At 64.7% G+C, this 19,566-nt stretch carries 16 protein-coding genes; 7 read left to right on the forward strand and 9 right to left on the reverse strand.

Annotated elements, in window-relative coordinates; translation table 11 throughout:
- Positions 1-18: 18 nt before the first annotated feature.
- Entirely contained in the window at positions 19-1,350 is a 1,332-nt protein-coding gene (locus tag CW360_RS12885; protein WP_170307333.1) for an IS4 family transposase, read from the forward strand.
- A 52-nt stretch (positions 1,351-1,402) separates the two neighbouring features.
- On the opposite strand, the gene CW360_RS12890 is transcribed toward CW360_RS12885, so the two are convergent.
- The 4 genes from CW360_RS12890 to CW360_RS12905 form a co-directional block, all read right to left on the reverse strand.
- Positions 1,403-1,633, reverse strand: coding sequence for a hypothetical protein (locus tag CW360_RS12890; protein ID WP_093984853.1), 231 nt, complete (start codon positions 1,631-1,633; stop codon positions 1,403-1,405).
- Between the two features lie 28 nt (positions 1,634-1,661).
- Positions 1,662-2,111 (reverse strand): NfeD family protein, encoded by a 450-nt coding sequence (locus tag CW360_RS12895; protein WP_093984854.1) that lies wholly within the window; start codon positions 2,109-2,111, stop codon positions 1,662-1,664.
- A gap of 2 nt (positions 2,112-2,113) precedes the next feature.
- A complete protein-coding gene (locus CW360_RS12900; protein WP_101193973.1) occupies positions 2,114-3,037 on the reverse strand; it encodes an SPFH domain-containing protein in 924 nt (307 codons plus the stop codon).
- Between the two features lie 82 nt (positions 3,038-3,119).
- Positions 3,120-4,706, reverse strand: a complete 1,587-nt coding sequence (locus CW360_RS12905; RefSeq protein WP_101193974.1) for a L,D-transpeptidase family protein — start codon at positions 4,704-4,706, stop codon at positions 3,120-3,122.
- 127 nt (positions 4,707-4,833) lie between these two features.
- Here CW360_RS12905 and CW360_RS12910 point away from each other — a divergent pair, with 127 nt between their 5' ends.
- Positions 4,834-5,541 (forward strand): murein L,D-transpeptidase catalytic domain family protein, encoded by a 708-nt coding sequence (locus tag CW360_RS12910; RefSeq protein ID WP_093984857.1) that lies wholly within the window; start codon positions 4,834-4,836, stop codon positions 5,539-5,541.
- Positions 5,542-5,655: 114 nt separating this feature from the next.
- Entirely contained in the window at positions 5,656-7,059 is a 1,404-nt protein-coding gene (locus CW360_RS12915) for a diguanylate cyclase domain-containing protein (RefSeq protein WP_101193975.1), read from the forward strand.
- Here CW360_RS12915 and CW360_RS12920 read toward each other — a convergent pair.
- The 3 genes from CW360_RS12920 to CW360_RS12930 all read right to left on the reverse strand — a co-directional run bounded on the left by CW360_RS12920 (position 7,011) and on the right by CW360_RS12930 (position 12,005).
- Entirely contained in the window at positions 7,011-8,759 is a 1,749-nt protein-coding gene (locus CW360_RS12920) for a sensor domain-containing diguanylate cyclase (protein WP_101193976.1), read from the reverse strand. The genes CW360_RS12915 and CW360_RS12920 overlap by 49 nt on opposite strands.
- A 67-nt stretch (positions 8,760-8,826) precedes the next feature.
- Positions 8,827-10,614 carry a type IV pilus assembly ATPase TfpB gene (tfpB, locus tag CW360_RS12925; protein WP_101193977.1) on the reverse strand — a complete coding sequence of 596 codons (1,788 nt, stop codon included), beginning with the start codon at positions 10,612-10,614 and terminating at the stop codon, positions 8,827-8,829.
- A 32-nt stretch (positions 10,615-10,646) separates the two neighbouring features.
- Positions 10,647-12,005 (reverse strand): CYTH domain-containing protein, encoded by a 1,359-nt coding sequence (locus CW360_RS12930; RefSeq protein ID WP_101193978.1) that lies wholly within the window; start codon positions 12,003-12,005, stop codon positions 10,647-10,649.
- A gap of 115 nt (positions 12,006-12,120) precedes the next feature.
- Between CW360_RS12930 and CW360_RS12935 the strand changes: the two genes are divergently transcribed.
- The 4 genes from CW360_RS12935 to argA all read left to right on the forward strand — a co-directional run bounded on the left by CW360_RS12935 (position 12,121) and on the right by argA (position 16,699).
- Entirely contained in the window at positions 12,121-12,798 is a 678-nt protein-coding gene (locus tag CW360_RS12935) for a TIGR00153 family protein (RefSeq protein WP_093984863.1), read from the forward strand.
- A 39-nt stretch (positions 12,799-12,837) separates the two neighbouring features.
- The gene (locus CW360_RS12940) at positions 12,838-14,100 is read left to right on the forward strand and encodes an inorganic phosphate transporter (protein ID WP_093984864.1); all 1,263 of its coding nucleotides are present in this window, start codon (positions 12,838-12,840) and stop codon (positions 14,098-14,100) included.
- A gap of 62 nt (positions 14,101-14,162) precedes the next feature.
- Entirely contained in the window at positions 14,163-15,332 is a 1,170-nt protein-coding gene (gene argE, locus CW360_RS12945) for an acetylornithine deacetylase (protein WP_101193979.1), read from the forward strand.
- 68 nt (positions 15,333-15,400) lie between these two features.
- Complete coding sequence (argA, locus tag CW360_RS12950; RefSeq protein WP_093984866.1) at positions 15,401-16,699, forward strand: amino-acid N-acetyltransferase; 1,299 nt, start codon at positions 15,401-15,403, stop codon at positions 16,697-16,699.
- Here the strand turns inward: argA and CW360_RS12955 are convergent.
- On the reverse strand, positions 16,696-18,069 hold the full coding sequence (locus tag CW360_RS12955) for a GTPase/DUF3482 domain-containing protein (RefSeq protein WP_101193980.1): 1,374 nt from the start codon (positions 18,067-18,069) through the stop codon (positions 16,696-16,698). The two genes, argA and CW360_RS12955, sit on opposite strands and share 4 nt — an antisense overlap.
- Complete coding sequence (locus CW360_RS12960) at positions 18,062-19,471, reverse strand: DUF2868 domain-containing protein (protein WP_101193981.1); 1,410 nt, start codon at positions 19,469-19,471, stop codon at positions 18,062-18,064. The genes CW360_RS12955 and CW360_RS12960 overlap by 8 nt, the downstream gene beginning before the upstream one ends.
- Positions 19,472-19,566: the final 95 nt, after the last annotated feature.

The raw sequence follows: 19,566 nt of genomic DNA on the forward strand, positions 1-19,566 counted from the left end.
CCTGGCATCGGATTTTTTATGTCTCTGCAACAGCAACTGCTCGACTTAGGTGAACTGTTCAACTTCTCGGATCTGAGCACCTTCACCCAAAACATCCCGATCGAGTGGGTGGCATCCGCTCTGGACTTGTCCGCCCAGGCCACCATAAGGCGGCGGCGTCTGCCCAGCGATCAGGTGCTCTGGCTGGTGCTTGGCATGGCCTTGTTCCGTGACGAGCCGGTGCATGAGGTCGCACGACGCCTGAATATCTGTGCCCAGGGGCTGGCCTCTCACGACCTGCTGGCCCGAAGCGGTGTCACCGAGGCGCGTAAACGATTGGGTGCCGATCCGGTTGAGTGGCTGTTTCGTCAGACGGGTAACCAGTGGGGTTGCGAGCGCTATGAGGGCGATACCTGGCAGGGCCTGCAAGTATTGGCCGTGGATGGCGCACTCCTGCGCACCCCAGACACGCCTGAACTCCGAGAGCATTTCGGCTCCGGCAATACCTCCACCGAGCGCCAGACGCCGTTTCCCATGCTGCGACTGGTAGCCCTGATGAACGTGCGCTCGCACCTGATTCTGGATGCGCAGGTGAGTCCCTACCGGCGCAGTGAGATGCGCTTGGCCGATGAGTTTATGCAGCAGATTCCCAATCAGTCGGTGACGCTGTTCGATAAGGGCTTCTGGAGTGCCGACTTGCTGTTGCGCCTGGGCGCCGCAGGGGAAAGCCGGCACTGGCTGATTCCGGCCCGCCAAGGGCTGGTTGGCGAGGAAGTCGCTCGTTACGGCAAGGGCGATCGTTTGCTGCGCATGAAGGTGTCGGCACAGGCACGAAAGCGCAACCCCGACCTGCCGACGCACTGGGAGGTACGTGAAGTCAGCTACGCCGTGAAGGACAAGATCAAGACAGTGCTCACCTCGCTGCCTGCGGATACTTACAGCGCCAAGACCATCGCCAAGCTGTATCAGGAGCGCTGGGAGATCGAGCTGGGCTTCCGGGATATCAAAAGCTCTCTGCAGCAGAATGCGATGACCCTGCGCAGCAAGGTAACGGAGCTGGTCTACCAGGAGGTCTGGGGCTTGTTGTTGGCCTACAACATCATCCGCCGCGAAGCCGGTCAGGCAGCCGTCGCCTTCGGCCGCTCTCCGGGCGACATCCGCTTCAAACCAGTAGCTCAATACATCGCCGTGCAATTGATCGTGATGGCGGCGGCCAACCCGATTTCAGCAACAGGAACACGATTGTCGGAGCTGAGAGCAGGAATCGGTGGGCTGTTTCTGGATCACCGTCCAAGGCCATCAAGACCAAGGACGGTGAAGATCTCAAAGACCCGTTATCCAGTGGATCGAAAGGCTGCTCCGCTTAAGTGAACAGCATTACGCCAGCTGGCGGGGTTTTTGTTGGCGCTGGAGCAACAGTTGCTCAGTCAGCCGGCTTGAGTTGCAGGCGGGGCAGCAGGAGCAGTAGAAACAGGTTCATCAGTAGGTAGATCACGCTTTGCAGGGTGCTGAGCAGGCGCATCAGCGGCTCAGGCAGCAATTCGTAGAAGGAAAAACCGCTGAGGGTGCGTAGGGCATCGTCGCCCAGCCAGAACAGGTTGAAGGCAATGGCGGCGATGAAGATGGCGCGCAGCAGAGGGATGGGGTCGTGCATGGTGGCTCCTTGCCAAGAGAGTGAGAGGTCAGCAGGCTTCGACGTGTAGGATCACGCCTTGCTGGCTGACCACGCGTACCGTTGCACCGGCTGGCAGGTCGTTCCCGGCCACCAGCCAGAGGCTATCGCCGGCTTTGATCTTGCCATGCCCGGCGACTATCGCCTCATGCAGGGTGAAGGTGCGTCCGAGCAGTTCGCTGCCGCGCTGGTTAAGCCCGGGCTGGTCACTGCTGCGGGCCTGGCTGCTGCGCTGGCGCCGCCACCAGACGATGGCGGTGCACAACGAAAACAGCGCGAACAGAATGTATTGCGCCGCCCAGGGCAGTTCGGGAAACAGGTAGCCGAGCAGGCCAACGCCGGCTGCGGCAATGCCCATCCACAGCAGGTAGCCACCGGTGCCGAATACTTCGAGGATCAGGAGCAGGGTGCCGAAGGCCAGCCAGTCCCAGAATGTCAGGTTCTGCAAGTACTCAAGCATGCTTACTGACCTTCCCGCGCGTTGAAGGTGGCCTTGACGATCTCACCGATACCGCCGACTGCGCCAATCACCTGGCTGGCCTCCAGCGGCATCAGCACGACCTTGCTGTTGTTGGCGCTGGCCAGCTTGCCCAGGGCGTCCACGTATTTCTGCGCGACGAAATAGTTGACTGCCTGCACATTGCCCTGGGCAATCGCCTCGGACACCATGCGCGTAGCCTCGGCTTCCGCCTGCGCGGCGCGCTCGCGGGCCTCGGCTTCGAGGAAGGCTGCCTGGCGCTCACCCTCGGCCTTGAGAATCTGCGCCTGCTTCTCGCCCTCGGCGGTGAGAATTTCCGCGGCGCGCTTGCCCTCGGCTTCGAGGATCTGCGCGCGCTTGAGTCGTTCAGCCTTCATCTGGCTGGCCATGGCTTCGACCAGATCGGCGGGCGGGCTGATGTCCTTGATCTCGATGCGGGTGATCTTGATGCCCCAGGGGGCGGTGGCTTCGTCCACGGTTTTGAGCAGGCGCTCGTTGATCGCGTCGCGCTGGCTGAGCATGGCGTCCAGCTCCATGGAGCCGAGTACGGTGCGGATATTGGTCATCACCAGGTTGCGGATGGCGTGTTCGAGGTTGTTGACCTCATAGGCGGCCTGCGCGGCATTGATCACCTGATAGAAGCACACCGCATCGATCTGCACGATGGCGTTGTCGGCGCTGATCACTTCCTGGGGCGGTACATCCAGCACGGTTTCCATGACGTTGAGTTTGCGGCCGATACGATCCATCACCGGGATGATGATGTTCAGTCCGGGACGCAGGGTGTGCGTGTAGCGACCGAAGCGTTCGACTGTCCACTGGTCGCCCTGCGGGACGACCTTGAACCCCATGAAAATAATGGCGATGGCAAGCCCGACGAAGAGAAAAACGACACTGGCAAGCTCCATGGCAACACTCCTTGTAACTAGTTGATAGGCAGTCTAGCGCGGCGCATATGCTGGCACTGGGCCTGCTTCGCCGCGTCCTCGATCAGTGGGCCTGGCGCAGGCGGGCCGATAGCTGGGCATCGCGTGCGTAGATGTCCTTGCGCAGGATCAGCCGCCCTTGTTCATCCACCGCTGCCGTCCAGTAGGCCATGAGGATAGTGACCGGCTGGCGCAGGTTGTACTGGCTGGTCTTGCCGCTGTCCAGGCGTGCAGCCAGTGGCGCGCGCTCCGCTTCGTCAAGCAGCAGCGGGAGCAACTGCAGGATGCCTTCGACCCGCACGCAGCCGGAGCTGAACGCGCGTGGTGATTTCTCGAACAGGCGCTGGCTGGGGGTGTCGTGCAGGTATACGGAGAACGGGTTGGGGAAGCGGATGGCCAGTTTGCCCAGTGGGTTCCGCGGCCCGGCGGCCTGGCGCAGGATGATCGGTCCGGGACGTTGCCAGTCGATGAAGTAGGGCTCCAGCAGGTTGCCCTGCTGGTCGAGTACCTGCAGGTCGTTGCGCGCGAGGAATTCGATGTCGCGGCGAATTTCCGGCAGCTTGTCTTCGCGCAGGATGGTCGGCGGGACGGTCCAGGTCGGATTGAGGGTCAGGCGGTTGACCCGTGATTTGAGCTGCGGGGTCTGGCGTACGGCGCGGCCGACCTGGGTACGCCCCTGCCATTGCAGTTGACCACCCTGGTAGTAGCTGAGCAGGCCGCCGGCGATGTCCACCAGCAGCAGGTCAGGCTCCATCTCGGCGCTCAGCCAGCGCCAGCGTTCAAGGTTGGCGCGCAGCTGCTCAAGGCGCGCGGCGAACGGCTGGTTGAGGGCCGCCAGGGTGTCGGCGCCGATGATGGCGTCGTCCTGCAGGCCATGCAGTTGCTGGAACTGGCGTACGGCGCTGGCCACGCTTTCGCTGTACAAGGTCGCGCTGGGCGTATCGGCGGGCAGGTAGCCGTCGGCCTGCAGGCGCTGGATCAGGATAGGGATGCGCGGGTCGTGCATGCCTGGCTTGAGCAGGCGTCCGGCCTCGATGAGCGGCCACTCTGCGGGGCTCTGTTGGCGCAGGCTGGCATAGGCGCGGCGCAGTTGCAGATAGTGCGGCTGGCTGGGGCGGGCGGCCGCAAAGGCGTTGGCTACCTTGTCCAGGCCTTGCCAGGCAATGCTCAGCAGGCTGGGACGTGTGCTGGCAGGCAGGCTTTCCGCGCGCCACAGGCTCTCGCGCTGCTCAAGCGGCAGGCGCCCCTGGTAAAGGTGTTGGAGTGCCAGCAGGTAACTGTGGCTGGCCAGCAGCTCGGCGCACGCCTCGGCCTGGCTGTCAGCCTGGCGCTGTAGTTGCGCTTGCAGCAGGGAAAGCTGGTAGGGGGTAAGATCGAGGCCGTCGTCAGCCAGTTGCTGCAGTTCATGCAGCAGATCCAGGCGACGGCCCGCGTCTTGCCAGAGCGGGACAAATTGTCGCTGGGCATAGAACTCGTGAAGCAGGCCGGGAGCCTGCAGGGCCACAGCCGGCAGCGCCGCAGTACAAGCCGTGGCGTGGCCGGAAAAGGCCTCGCGCAGGGCATCCTGGGTAGCCTGTTGATTGGCCAGCAGGGATACTGGAAGCAGTAAACCGACCAGTAGCCCTAGGCAGGCTGCATGTTTTTTGTACAATCGCTCGCTCCAATCCGTGGCACAGTGACGGGCCTGCTGGTGCAGGGCCGCGCTGCCATGAAGTATAAGCAACTAGACCAACAAGACAGGATGTCACGGCGCGTCTTTTTTCTGGGGCTCTCCACGCATGATCCGTTTGTTCGGCCAATTCATCGGCTGTCTGGCCCTGTCCGGCCTGTTGTGGCTGCCTGCACAGGCTGCCAGCAATGTGCGGCAGGCGGCCTCGCCGCTATTCAACGAGCTGTCGCGTGCGGCACCGGGGCTGGATCGCGAAGTCCTGCGGCATGCCCTGGCGGCCATGCAGTGTGCGGTGAACAATGGCCAGCCGGCGGCGCAGCGCTTGGCCGTCATCGATTATTCCCGTCCTTCTACCGAGCGTCGCCTGTGGCTCTTCGACCTGCAGCGCAAGCGCGTCCTGTTGCGCGACTACGTGGCGCATGGCCGGCGTTCCGGGGAGAACTACGCGACGCAGTTTTCCAATAGCCTGGGTAGCTATCAGACCAGCCTGGGCCTGTTCCGCACCGCTGAGAGCTATCACGGCAAGCATGGCTATTCGTTGCGCATGGATGGTTTGCAACCGGGGGTCAACGACCGTGCCCGCGAACGAGCCATCGTCATTCACGGGGCGCCTTACGTCGATCCGCGGCTGGCGCAAAGCCAGGGGCGCATTGGGCGCAGCCTGGGCTGTCCGGCGGTGCGTCCGGAAGTGGCGCGCATGGTGGTCGACAAGCTCAAGGGCGGGCAATTCCTGTTTGCCTGGCATCCGCGTCAGGCCTGGGCACGTAACGCGGCCTACTTCAACTGCAAGCCCCAGCAGCTGGCCGGCTTACGCTGAGTTGCCGGCGCAGCGCGCGTGTGCTGGCTGCGGGTACGTAGCGGGCAGGCGACAAGCCGCCCGCCGACTGGCTAGACTCTGCCATGACCGACCTTTTCCTGTCGCAGGTGTCCGTTGCGTCTCCTCGTCCTTTCTCTGCTTTTGCTCAGCCTGCCGCTGAATGCTGCGTTGCCACTGACTGAGGCGCAGCGCGACTACCTGCGCAGCAATCCAGAAGTCAACGTGTGTGTCGACCCGGATTGGCAGCCGTTCGAGATCATCGATGCGCGTGGCGAGCATCAGGGGATTGCTGCCGACCTGCTGCGCCTGGTCGCCGAGCGCGCCGGCTTGCGCCTGCGAATTCTGCCCACGGTCGACTGGGAGGCTTCGCTGGCGGCCTCGCAGGCTGGACGCTGCCAGTTGCTCAGCTTTCTCAACCAGACAGCGGAGCGTGATGCCTGGTTGCTATTCACTGAGCCCTTGTTCAACGACGTCAATGTGTTGATCAGTCGCGAGGAGTATCCGCCGGTGCGTGATCTTGCGGCGCTGGTTGGCGCACGGGTGGCTTTGCCCAGCGGTACCTCGATCGAGGAGCGCCTGCGCCGCCAGTACCCCGGGTTGCAGATCGTCCATACGCAGAACGAGGCGCAGGCGCTGTCACTGGTCAATCAGCGTGAAGCCGAACTGACCATGCGTTCACTGACCGTGGCCGCCTATACCATCAAGCAGGAAGGCTGGTTCAACCTGAAGATTGCCGGCCAGGTGGAAGGTTTCGATAACCTCTTCCGTATTGGCGTGCTGCACAGCGAGCCGCTGTTGCGTGATCTACTCAACCTGGCGATTGCCAGCCTGACGCCGGCCGAGGTCAATGCCATCGTCAATCGCCATGTGCCCATCCGTATCGAGTCGCCCACCAATTATCGGCTGGCCGCGCAGGTGGCGCTGGTATTTGCCCTGGTGTTGCTCAGCAACCTGTTCTGGATTCGTCGCTTGCGGCGACTCAATCGCCGTTTGCAACACAAGTCCAGCACCGATGTGCTGACCGGCCTGGCCAATCGCAGCGAGCTCAATCGCCGTTCGCAGATATGTTTCGAGCAGGCCCAGCGCCATGGTCGCCCGTTGGCGTTGATCATGCTGGACCTCGACCATTTCAAGCAGGTCAATGACCAGCTGGGGCATCTGGTCGGCGATCGGGTGCTGCGTGAGCTGGCAGCCTTGCTGCAGGGGTGCGTGCGTCTGGGCGATTGCCTGGGGCGCTGGGGGGGCGAAGAATTCCTGCTGGTGTGCCCGGAAACCAGCGGGGCGCAGGCCCAGCAACTGGCCGAGCGGATTGTCGCGCAGGTGCGCCATCACGGCTTTTCCAGTGGTCGCCAGCACTGTCTGAGTGCCGGGGTGGCCGAGTGCGTGGCCGGTGAGAGTCTGGACAGCCTGTTGCAGCGTGCCGACGAAGCGCTTTACCAGGCCAAGAGCAGCGGGCGTGACAGGGTCTGCTATTTGTCGGCTGGTGCGGCCAGCCCGATGGCGCAGCAGCCCGGCTGAGCAGCGGGCCCGCAAACCCGGTTGCGTCCGCTTTGCTTGGCGCAATACAGGCGTTCGTCGGCGGCCTGGATGAGCAGTTCCAGGCTGGCCTGTTGGGCGCGTACGGCTACGCCAAAACTGGCGCTGAGGGTCAGCCGGGCGTTGCCACAGCGCAGCGGCTGCGCCAGCAATGCTTCGCGCAGGCGCTCGGCCAGGGCCTGTGCATCATCCAGTTGGGTATTGGGCAGAAGTAGCAGGAACTCTTCGCCTCCCCAGCGGGCCAGCAGGTCATCGGGTCGACTGCGCGCAGTCAATAGGCGCGCGGTAGCCAGCAGGCCGGCATCGCCGACATCGTGACCGTGCTGGTCGTTGATCTGCTTGAAATGATCCAGGTCCAGCATGATCAGCGCCAGCGGGCGTGCACTGCGCTGGCTGTCCTGCCACAGTTGCTGGCCCTGTTCGAGAAAGGCACGGCGATTGAGCAGCCCGGTCAGCGGGTCCTGGCGGGCAAGGCTTTCTGCCTGGCGACGGGCCTGCTGATGCTGGCGCATCTGGTAGGCCAGGGCCAGCGCCAGCAGGCTGGCTTCGAGCAGAATGCCCAGGTCGACGGCCCGATAGGTCAGTGGGTTGAAGGGGATCACCCCCCACACGGCCAGGTCGGTCAGTGCCGTGCCGAGCATGCCGCACAGCGTTGCGGCGAGGAAATAACGTGCGGCAACGCGACCATGATGCAGGCTGAGCCAGCCTGCGGCGACCATCAGCAGGGTGTACAGCAGCACGCTGGCGAAGGCCAGGTGATTGGCCAGGGCGTGCCAGTCGGCCAGTACGCAAAGGATCAGCAGCAGCACGGCCAGGCGGCTGCCATGACGCAGGGCCTGGTCGAGGCGCGGTGCGTGGCTGGCCAGGTCGAGAAAGTGCCGGGCAAAGCGCAAGCCGGTCCAGGCCAGGGCCATCATCAGCAGTAGGGTGGAGTAGCGCTTGAGGTACAGCGAATCCGGCCACAGCCAGGCTCCGGCATGGCCGGTGTAGGACAGGTTGAGGAGGATGAACGTGGCCAGGTACAGCGAGTAGTAGAGGTTGCTGGTTTCGCGCAGGCCGGCATACAACATCAGGTTATAGGCGATCAGTGCCAGCAGAAAGCCGTACAGGGCGCCATAGCTGTACTGGCTGAGCTGTTGTGCCAGGGCGACCTGTTGGCTGTCGAGCAGGCGCATCGGCAGGATCAACGCATCAGCGGTAGCGACGCGCAGGTACAGCGCGCTATCGCCGGGGGGAATCTGCACATCGAGCAGGAACCCCATGCCTGGGCTGGCCTGTTGGCGATCCAGCTGGCCGTCACCGGCCTGCACATGCTGCAGTACGCCTTGTGGGTCGAGCAGGTAGAGATCCAGTTCGTCGATCCAGGCCTCGCCGATTTGCAGGGTGCGTTGCACGGGTAACGGTTGTGGGTTGTGCAGTGGCAGGTACAGCCATTGCGCGGGTGCGCCTATGCCAAAGCGCGGTACGGCCTGTTGGCTACGCTGTAGTTGACCGCTGGCCTGCGCCTGGCTGAGTGTCTGCAGATCCTTGCCGCTGGCGGGTCCCAGGTACAGCTGGAGCCCCAGATAACCGCTATTTGCCTGACTGACGTCCACGCGTGCTTCGGCCGGGCCGGCCACCAGGCAGACCAGCAGGCAGGCCAGCTTGGCCAGCCGGCGGTGAAGGGGGCATGCAGCGAACATGGCGACCTGGCAAACGGGAAGGTGCCTTGCAGTCTAGTCGCTGCCTGGCACATGGCCAGCAGCCTACTCAGCGCTGCTCGCTTTGCGGGGTGACGCGCAGCACTTCCTCGATGGTGGTCTGTCCGGCGGCGATCTTCTGTGCGCCGGACAGGCGCAGACTGCGCATGCCTTCCTTGAACGCCTGGCGGCGCAAGGCGCTGATATCGGTGTCGGGCTGGATCAGCTGCTTCATGCTGTCCGACAACAGCATGATTTCGTAGACCCCGGCGCGCCCTCGGTAGCCGGTATCGCGGCACTCCAGGCAACCGACAGCGCGTTGCGCGCTGCTTGGCAGCGGCGCGCTCCAGGGGCGGGTGAGCGCTTGCCAGTCTTCACCATTCAGCTCCTGCGGGGCTTTGCAGTGTGGGCACAGGGTCCGTACCAGGCGCTGCGCCATGACGCCGAGCAGGGTGGCCTTGAGCAGGTAGTAGGGCACGCCCAGCTCCAGCAGGCGGCTAATCGCGCTGGGCGCGTCATTGGTGTGCAGGGTCGACAGCACCAGGTGGCCGGTGAGTGCCGCCTGGATGGCCATTTCCGCGGTTTCCAGGTCGCGGATCTCGCCGACCATGATGATGTCTGGGTCCTGGCGCATCAGCGCGCGCACGCCGCTGGCGAAGCTCAGGTCGATATTGTGCTGTACCTGCATCTGGTTGAAGGCCGGCTCGATCATCTCGATGGGGTCTTCGATGGTGCAGACATTCACTTCGTCGGTGGCCAGTTGCTTGAGCGTGGTGTACAGGGTGGTGGTCTTGCCCGAGCCGGTGGGGCCGGTAACCAGGATGATGCCGTTGGGCTGGCTGGTCATACTCTGCCAGCGGCGCAGGTCGTCAGCGGAAAAGCCCAGCTGGTCGAAGCCCTTGAGCAGCACCTCGGGGTCGAAGATACGCATCACCAGCTTCTCGCCGAAGGCGGTGGGCAGGGTCGACAGGCGCAGCTCCACCTCGCCACCGTCCGGGGTCTTGGTCTTGATGCGGCCGTCCTGCGGCTTGCGTTTTTCCGCGACGTTCATGCGCCCGAGGGTTTTCAGGCGGCTGACCATGGCCATGGTGACCTGCGGCGGGAACTGGTAGACGTTGTGTAGCACGCCATCGATGCGGAAACGCACATTGCCCTGCTCGCGGCGCGGCTCGATGTGGATGTCGCTGGCGCGCTGCTGGTAGGCGTACTGGAACAGCCAGTCGACGATATTGACGATATGCGCGTCGTTGGCATCCGGCTCCTGATCGCTGGCGCCGAGGCTGAGCAGCTGTTCGAAGTTGCCGATGCCGGTGATTTTCTGTTCGTTGCTGCTGGCCCCGCTGACCGAGCGCGCCAGGCGGTAGAACTCGTTGGTAAATCGCTGGATATCCGCAGGATTGGCCACCACCCGGTGGATCGGTCGCTTGTGGATATGCGCCAGGTTGGCTTCCCAGCTGCTGACGAAGGGTTGTGCGCTGGCAATGCTGATCTGTTCGCTGTCCACCGCTACGGCGAGGATTTTGTGGCGTTGCGCGAAGGCATGCGACATGAGTGCCGTGGTGGCGGCGACGTCGATCTTTAGCGGGTCGATGCGCAGGTAGGGCTGGCCGGCCAGTTCGGCCAGCCACAGAGTCAGTCCTTCCAGTTCCAGGCGGCGGCCGGGGTGGGCCAGGTCGTCCAGCTGTTGCGCGGCGATGAATTCCAGCGGGTGCTGGGCACTGGCGGCACTGCTGGCGCGGCGCAGGTTCAGGCACTGCTCGGCATTGGCCGGGCTGAGCCGGCCCTGCTCGACCAGCAGGCGCAGCAGGTCGTTGAGGTCGAGCCAGCGGTCGGGCGCGGTGGGTGCGAGGTTGGACATGCGAACTCCTTGTGCCGGTGCGCCGCGCCAGCTTAGCGGGTCAGTTGCTTCCAGGCCTTGAGGCCGGCCACAGTCTGCGCCTGCAGGCGACGTTGCTCGTTGTCGGCGTTCGATTGGGCGGCCAGTTGTTGCAGCTTGTGCAGCTCGCCATACAGGCGGTCGCTCTCCTCCAGGGGCAGCGTGCCGCGTGCTAGGCGCAGCCAGGCACATAGGCGGTCGAGGCGGGGCAGTTGTTCGGCCAGCGCGGCCGGTTCGTGCAGGTAGCGTGGCAGGCGCAGTTCGCCGGCTTCTTCGCTCAACAGGCGGGGCAGCCAGCTGGCCAGGGCGGCCTGGCCCTGGCGGGTACCGCGGGCCGTGCGGTTGACGGTCCAGGCGCGCAGCCACAGCCATTGCGAGAGCTGCAGGGAGAGCAGGCCCCAGCGGGTATCCTGCAGCTCTGCGGCGAACTGCGCCACCGCCTGTTGGCGCACCTGTTCATCTTCGCCGCCGGCCTGCAGGCGTGGCCGCCAGTCGGCGAGCAGGGCATCCAGGCCTTCGCGCAGCATGCGGCTGCTGCTGCGGGGGGCGGCTTGGCCCAGGCTGGCGAGCAGGGCGCGCAGGTCGATCAGTTGTTGCAGCCAATGCTGCAGCTGGCGCCAGTGGCCGCTATGCCGGTACTGCTCGGCCAGCCGCTGACTGCTGCCCAGCAGGTGCCAGGCCAGCTCGGCAAAGGCCTGGTCAAGGCTGCACTCGGCGCTCAGGCTGGGCAGTGTGGGTAGGTTGTCGTAGCTGTCCGCGTCGAACAGGCGGTAGCCGCGTTCGGCCTTGCTGATATCACAGGGCATCAGCGGCAGGCTGGCCGCCAGCTCCACGGCCAGCTCGAGAAGGGCGGCGGGTTCACCCTGGCGCAGTTCCAGTTCCAGCTCGCTGATGGCCTCGCTCTGGCTGCCGGCGATCACCTGGCCCTGGTCAAGGGCGGCCTCGATGACCACCCGCGTCTTGCCGCGACCCCAGGCGATTTCCGCCTTCTCGCGGACGAAGTCGGTGCGGAAGATTGGCTGCAGCTGGCGTTTGTCCAGGTTGGCCAGGCTGGCCGGCCAGCAGCTGTCGTCGAGCAGCGTCAGATCGAGCTGCGCGCTGCCCAGCATCCAGTCCCATTCGTTGCGTTCGGATAGCCCGGCCACGCTGTTGCCACGGCTTTTCAGGGTCTGGATGAACTGTTCGCCATCACGCCGTACGCGCAGCGCTACGCGGGCGTGCGCCAGGTCGCGGGCGGCGGTGTCGTAGTACTGGTTGAACAGTTCGACCCGTTGCCAGCCGGACTTGTTGCGTTTTTTCAGCAGCGGATGATCACGTAGCGTCTGCAGGGTGGCCTGGCTGGCGCGCAGTTTGATTTCGGTTTCTTTGCCCATGGTGGTCGAGGTCTTGCCTGCAAATAAAGTGTTAACGTCAGGTTACAGCCTGCTGGCGAGGCCTGGGGGCGAGCTTTATACTTGCGCCCTTCTCAATAGCGGGGCTTGCCCTCTTATGCCAATCAATCCCTTTGTCAGCCTGTTCGGTCGCTCGCCCATCGGGCCGATGCAGCGTCATATCGCCACGGCGCACGAATGTGCCGCCAACCTGGTGCCCTTCTTCGAGGCGGTGATGGCCGCTGACTGGGCCAAGGTCGAACAGGTGCAGCAGGAAATGGCGCGCCTGGAACACGAGGCCGACAAGCTGAAGAAAAGCGTGCGTCTGCACCTGCCCAAGAGCCTGTTCCTGCCCGTGCCGCGCTCGGACTTGCTGGAGCTGCTGAGTGTACAGGACAAAGTTGCCAACCGCGCCAAGGACATTGCCGGGCTGATGCTCGGCCGGCAGATGCATATTCCGCATAGCCTGCAGCCGCAGATGCTGGCCTATGTGAAACGTGCCGTGGATGCCAGCGCGCAGGCGCTGAAGGCCATGAACGAGTTGGATGAGCTGCTGGAGACCGGTTTTGGCGGTCGTGAAGCGACCCTGGTGGAGTCCATGGTCGAGGAGCTGGAAGCTATCGAGCGGGATACCGACCGCATGCAAATCGAGGTGCGTCGTGCCCTCTATGCGCTGGAAAAGGAACTGCCTCCGGTCGACGTGATGTTTCTCTACAAGATCATCGACTGGGTCGGTGATGTGGCCGATCGCGCCGAGCGCGTCGGCAACCGATTGGAACAGTTGCTGGCGCGCTAAGCGCCAGTGTTCTTTCTGGCTATTACGGATTTAACTGTTATGACTCTTATCGCGGATTACGGCCTCGTACTCCTGGTGCTCGCCTGCCTGTTCGGTTTCTTCATGGCCTGGGGCGTCGGCGCCAACGATGTAGCCAATGCCATGGGTACCTCGGTGGGTTCACGTGCACTGACCATCAAGCAGGCGATCATCATCGCCATGGTCTTCGAGTTCGCGGGTGCCTACCTGGCGGGCGGGCAAGTCACCGAAACCATCAAGAGTGGCATTGTCGATGCGTCGGTCATCCCGCCACAGCTGATGGTGCTGGGCATGATGTCGGCGCTATTGGCTGCCGGTACCTGGCTGCTGATTGCCTCCACACGTGGCTGGCCAGTATCCACTACGCACTCGATTGTCGGTGCGGTCATCGGTTTTGCCGCCGTGGGCATCTCCATGGACGCGGTGCACTGGGAGGGCGTTGGCCCCATCGTCGCCAGTTGGGTCGTTTCGCCGGTGCTCTCCGGCCTGGTCGCTTTCGGGATTTTCGTCAGCGTGCAGAAGCTGATCATCGATACCGATAACCCGTTCCTCAATGCCAAGCGTTTCGTGCCCCTGTACATGTTTGCCACCGGCTTCATGGTCAGCATCATGACGGTAACCAAGGGGCTCAAGCATATCGGCCTCAACCTGTCGCCTTTCGAGGGTTTCCTGCTGGCCGTGGGGATTGGTGTGGCGGTGATGCTGCTGGGTGTGGCCCTGCTGAGTCGTATTCGCGTGGATGCCGAAGCCGACAAGGACTTCCACTATGCCAGCGTGGAGAAAGTGTTTGCCGTGTTGATGATCTTTACCGCCTGCTCCATGGCCTTTGCCCATGGCTCGAACGATGTGGCTAACGCGGTAGGCCCGCTGGCAGCCATCGTCGGGGTGATCCAGTCCGGTGGCGAAGCAGTCGGTGCCAAGGCGGCGCTGCCGAGCTGGGTGCTGCTGCTCGGTGCGGTGGGTATCGTGATTGGCCTGGCCACCTATGGCTACAAGGTGATCGCTACTATCGGCAAGGAAATCACCGAGTTGACGCCGAGCCGTGGCTTTGCCGCTGAACTGGCTACTGCGACGACGGTGGTCGGCGCTTCGGCTATCGGCCTGCCGGTATCCACCACGCACACCCTGGTGGGTGCGGTGTTGGGGGTAGGCATTGCGCGCGGTATTGGTGCGCTGAACCTGGGGGTGATCGGTTCGATCTTCATGTCCTGGGTTATCACCCTGCCGGTAGGGGCTTTCCTGTCGATCGTGTTCTTCTTCGTGTTGCGCAGCATCTTCACCTGATTGGCGGTTTCCTCGGCGCGAGTGATCGCCCTATCATGGGCCATCACTCGCGGAGAGCGCCGATGTCGCTACCACCCCTCAAGGAACAATTCGCTGCGCTGATCGCCGCGCCTTCGGTGAGCTGCACCCAGCCTGGCTGGGATCAGTCCAACCTGGCGGTCATCGAGCTGCTGGCCGCCTGGCTGGGCGAGCTGGGCTTCAGTTGCGAGATCCAGTCGGTAGCACCGGGTAAGGCCAACCTGTTGGCCAGCCTGGGCAGTGGCCCGGGTGGCCTGGTACTGGCCGGACATTCCGATACCGTACCTTTCGACGCGGCGCTCTGGCAGAGCGACCCGTTGCGCCTGAGCGAACAGGGCGACCGTTGGGTCGGCCTGGGCGTTTGCGACATGAAGGGTTTCTTTCCGCTGGTCATCGAGGCCGTGCGTGGCTTGCAGGGCCAGCCGTTGCAGCAGCCGCTGTTGGTGCTGGCCACCTGTGATGAAGAGAGTTCGATGAGTGGCGCGCGGGCCCTGGCGGACGCTGGCCGCCCCCTGGGGCGTGCCGCGGTGATCGGCGAGCCGACCGGTTTGCGGCCGATTCGCCTGCACAAGGGGGTGATGATGGAGCGCATCGACATCCTCGGGCAAAGCGGTCATTCCTCCGATCCCAGCCTGGGCCGCAATGCCATGGAAGCCATGCATGACGCGATGAGTGCGCTGCGCGCGCTGCGCGGGCAGTGGCAGGACACCTTTCGCAATGCGCAGTTTTCCGTGCCGCAGCCGACGCTCAACTTCGGCTGCATCCATGGGGGCGACAATCCCAACCGCATTTGCGGGCAGTGTTCGCTGGAGTTCGACCTGCGCCCGCTACCGGGTATGGATGCCGAGTGGTTGCGTGCGGCGATTCGCGAGAAATTGCAACCGATTGCCCACCAGCATCAGGTGCGTATCGACTACGGGCCGCTGTTTCCCGGTGTGCCGCCCTTCGAGGAGCCGGCTGACAGTGAGCTGGTGCGCCTCGCCGAGCGCCTCACCGGGCATGCCGCCGAGGCGGTGGCCTTCGGCACCGAGGCGCCTTACCTGCAACAGTTGGGTTGTCAGACCCTGGTGCTGGGGCCGGGCGATATCGCCTGCGCCCATCAGCCAGGTGAGTACCTGCAACTGGCGCGCATCGCGCCGACCGTCCAGCTGTTGCGTCAACTGATCAGCCACTATTGCCTGACCCCGGCCAGCCTGCCGGCAGCGCGACGATGAGGCCTGCCTGTCGCTGTTCGTCGCGCCCCGTCGTGGGCTGAATCAACGCTGCGTCAAATGGATTGTTCATGCACGACTACGTCAACTGGCTTCGCCATGCTTCGCCCTACATCAACGCCCACCGTGACTGCACCTTCGTGGTCATGCTGCCCGGCGAGGGGGTTGCCCATGCCAACTTCGGCAATATCGTCCACGATCTGGTGCTGCTGCACAGCCTGGGCGTGCGCCTGGTGCTGGTGCATGGTTCGCGCCCGCAGATCGAAGCACGCCTGCAGGCGCGCGGTTTGCCGCCGCGTTATCACCGCGACCTGCGGATTACCGACAGCCCGACTCTGGAGTGCGTGATCGACGCTGTCGGCTCACTGCGCATCGCCATCGAAGCACGCCTGTCGATGGACATGGCCGCTTCGCCGATGCAGGGTGCCCGGCTGCGCGTGGCCAGTGGCAACTTCGTCACCGCACGGCCCATCGGGGTACTGGATGGCGTGGATTATCACCACACGGGTGAGGTGCGCCGGGTCGACCGCAAGGGCATCGGCCGCCTGCTGGACGAGCGCAGCATCGTGCTGTTGTCGCCGCTGGGCTACTCGCCGACCGGGGAAATCTTCAATCTGGCCTGTGAGGACGTGGCCATGCGCGCGGCGATCGATCTGCAGGCCGACAAGCTGGTGCTGTTCGGCAGCGAGGCCGGCCTGCTCGACGAACAGGGGCGGCTGGTGCGCGAGCTGCGTCCGCAGCAGGTGCCGGGTCATCTGGCGCGGCTTGGCCACAACTATCAGGCCGAGCTGCTGGATGCCGCGGCGCAGGCCTGTCGTGCCGGGGTCAAGCGCAGCCACCTGGTCAGCTATGCGGCCGACGGCTCGCTGCTCACCGAGCTGTTTACCCGTGATGGTGGCGGCACGCTGGTCGACCAGGAGCAGTTCGAGTCGCTGCGCGAGGCGAGCATCGAGGACGTCGGTGGGCTGATCGAGCTGATTACCCCGCTGGAAGACCAGGGCATTCTGGTGCGTCGCTCACGGGAAGTGCTGGAGCGCGAGATCGAACAGTTCAGCATTGTCGAACGTGACGGGCTGATCATTGCCTGCGCCGCGCTGTATCCGATTGCCGACTCGCAGTCGGGCGAACTGGCCTGCCTGGCGGTCAACCCGGAGTATCGGCATGGCGGACGGGGTGACGAGTTGCTGGAACGCATCGAAACGCGTGCCCGGGGGCTGGGGCTGAAGACACTTTTCGTGCTGACCACGCGTACCGCGCACTGGTTTCGCGAGCGCGGCTTCGTGCCCAGCAGTGTCGAGCGCCTGCCGGCGGCGCGCGCCTCCCTGTACAACTATCAGCGCAACTCCCAGGTCTTCGAGAAAGCGCTCTAGCCGGCGTGGCGGGCGGATAGGTCTGCCTGCAGCTGCTGCAAGGCCGCCTGGCGACGTGGCTGGGCGGGATTGAAAGGTGTATCCAGGCTGCACCACTGTGGGTGGGCGCGCGCCTGCTGCAGAGCAGCGGGCAGTTTTCCCTGCTGCCAGTGCGCCGGCTCGACCTGTACCTGTAGCGGCTGCTGGGCAGCATGTCCGCGACGTTGCAGGGCACTGAGCAGCTGTAGCTGGCGCAGGCCCAGCAGGCGCAGGATGCTGTCGTCCACGCTCAGTTCGCGCTGTCCCTTGAGCTTGCCGAGCAGGCGTGCGCCGTAGTTGCGCACGGTTTGTACGCCGCCACCGGCCAGGGCGCCGAGCGCGGCCGCGGCACCGAGGGTCATGCCGCCGACCAGCAGGTCGACGCCGACCCCGGCTGCGGCGCCGGCGGCCATGCCGCTACCCAGGTGAATGCCCAGCTGGCGCAGGGTTTCCGGATTGAACAGGTCGTCACCCCAGCGTCCGTCGAGCAGTGGCAGTGCCTCGGCCTGCGCGTCGCTGCTGTCGAAGGCATACAGCTGCAGCAAGGCGTCCACGCAGCGCTGCTCGCGCTGGCGCACGCTGTCCTGTAGCTGCTGCAGGACACGCTCGGTTTCCTGGCTGGCGGCGCGGCGGCGTAGCGCTGCACAGTCCAGCAACAGTTCGGCAATCAGCCGCAGGCCGGCCTGCTGGCGTTGCTGTTGCTGCAGCCGCAGGTCGTCGAGCAATACCTGAAGAGGCTCGCGCGCCTTCTCCAGCAGCAGTGTCAGGCTCTGGTACAGGCGTTGCTCGCCATCGGCGGGTGGCGTCACGCTGTCGAAGCACACCAGGGCGTGCAGACCCAGGCGCGCCAGGGCTTGCCGCCAGGCCAGCTGGCGCGGCGTGTCGACCGCGCTGAAGTTGAGCACCGGCAGCAACGGCTTGCCACACAGGGCGAGGATGGCCAGTTCATCGCGGTACTTGGCCAGCACCGGCTCGCGGGCGTCGATGACATACAGCCCGGCATCGGCACTCAGCAACTGGCGCAGCACCTTGGCTTCCTGCTCGAAACGCTGGCGTGCTTCGTTGCTGTCAAGGAAGCGGCTGATGCGTGTCGGGCCGTCCTGGCGCGGTGCCTGAGCGGCCTGGCGGTCGAGCAGTTCGAGCAGGGCGATGGCGTCCTCCATGCCGGGGGTGTCGTACAGCTCCAGCAATGCCCGGCCATTGGCCGACAGGCGTGCACCCTCGACATGCCGGGTGGTGCTCGGGCGGTGCGAGACCTCGCCAAACTGGCGATCACGCAGCAGGGTACGCAGCAGCGAGGTCTTGCCAACATTGGTGTGGCCGACCACGGCCAGGCGGATCGGCTCACGCATCGCTGTGCTCCAGCCAGCGTGGCAGTTCGTGCTGTGCCTGCCAGGGCAGGCCGGCGGCCTGCAGTGCCTGTTGCCAGTCGAGCAGGCGCTGCGGGTCCTCGCCGGGCAACAGCCACACGCAGCTGGCCGTGGCATAGCTGGCCAGCTCGCGGAGCAAGGCCAGGCTGCCCCGGTCTGGCGAACGCCGGGCATCACAGGCAATCAGCAGGCGGCTCAGTGGTCGGGCGGCCAGTTGCTCGAGCAGTTGCTGGCGTTGTTCGCGGCTGTCGAGTACGGCGCTGCAGGGAATATCTGCCGCCAGCCCGGCGGGTGGCCAGGGGCGCTCGGGGTCCAGCTCCACGGCGCAGAGCAGGCGGCCTTGACCGACCTGGGCTGCGTGGTGGCTGCTCAAGAGTGGTGGTGGCGGCGCGGCGTCGAGTACACCGAGGGTTTCATGGCGTGGTTGCAGGCGTTCGGCGAGCAGTTGATAGGCCGGCAGTTGCAGGTCTAGCTGCAGGCGGCGCAGGCCGCTGGTCAGGCGGGCCAGGCTGAACAGCAGCAGGGCCAGGCGGGGCAGCAGGCCGAAGGTTAGCAGTTGGCCGAGCAGCCACAGCGACCATAACTGGCGACTGGCCTCATCGACCAGCGCCTGGCCGCCGCTGGTCTGGATGAGCGCCGGCGGCGGTGCCGGGAAACCCAGCAGAGCCGGCAACCGGCTGAGCAGTTCGATGCCACGGACAAAGTGGCTGCTGTCCAGCAGGGTGCTTTCCCAGACAAACCCGTAGTGCCGACTGGCCAGCAACAGCAGCAGGCCAGCCAGCGCTCCGAGGAGCAGGAGCAGCCACAGCGTGTGACTGAGCACGGCAAACAGCCAGCGGTTGAGACCCTGGCTCTGCAGCAGGAGCAACAGTGACGGAGCCAGTTGCGCGGCCTGGGCATCGCGGGCCAGGCGCGCGCTCAACCAGAGCCACAACTGGCCACTGGGCGCCGGGCCTTGCGCCAGACAGGCAGTGACCAGCAGCCAGAGCAGCAGGCTGAGCAGATGCAGGCCGAGCAGGCTGCCCAGTGCCCAGAGCAGGTTGACCGGGCGCAGGCCGTCACCGAGGGCCGCCAGCGCCATGCTGAAGCCGCCCGCCACGGCCAGCACGGCGAGCAACAGCAGGGCCAGGCGTGCGCCCTGCACGGCGTGTTGCAGAGCGCTGGCCTGACCGTCGCGCGCGGCCAGGCGCAGTGCACGCTGTTCGATGCGCTGCGGCAAATCCAGCGCTTCATGACGCAGCTGGCGGACGATGGCGCTGTCATCGAGCAGGCCGGCCTGTTCTTCACGCAGGCGCACGGCTTCGCAGAGCCACAGGCGTTGCAGGCGAGAGAGGTTGGCAAGCGGGTTCAAGGCGCGATCCCTGACGAGAGTTCCGGCAAGCATACCTGTGCCTCCTGCCCTTGGGCAGGTTTCGCCCGACGGCGGCTAGGCCTACACTGGCATAAAAAAGACAGCCTGCGGGCTGCCATGATCATGGA

The sequence above is a fragment of the Pseudomonas fluvialis genome, assembly GCF_002835605.1.
Taxonomy (GTDB): Bacteria; Pseudomonadota; Gammaproteobacteria; order Pseudomonadales; family Pseudomonadaceae; genus Aquipseudomonas; species Aquipseudomonas fluvialis.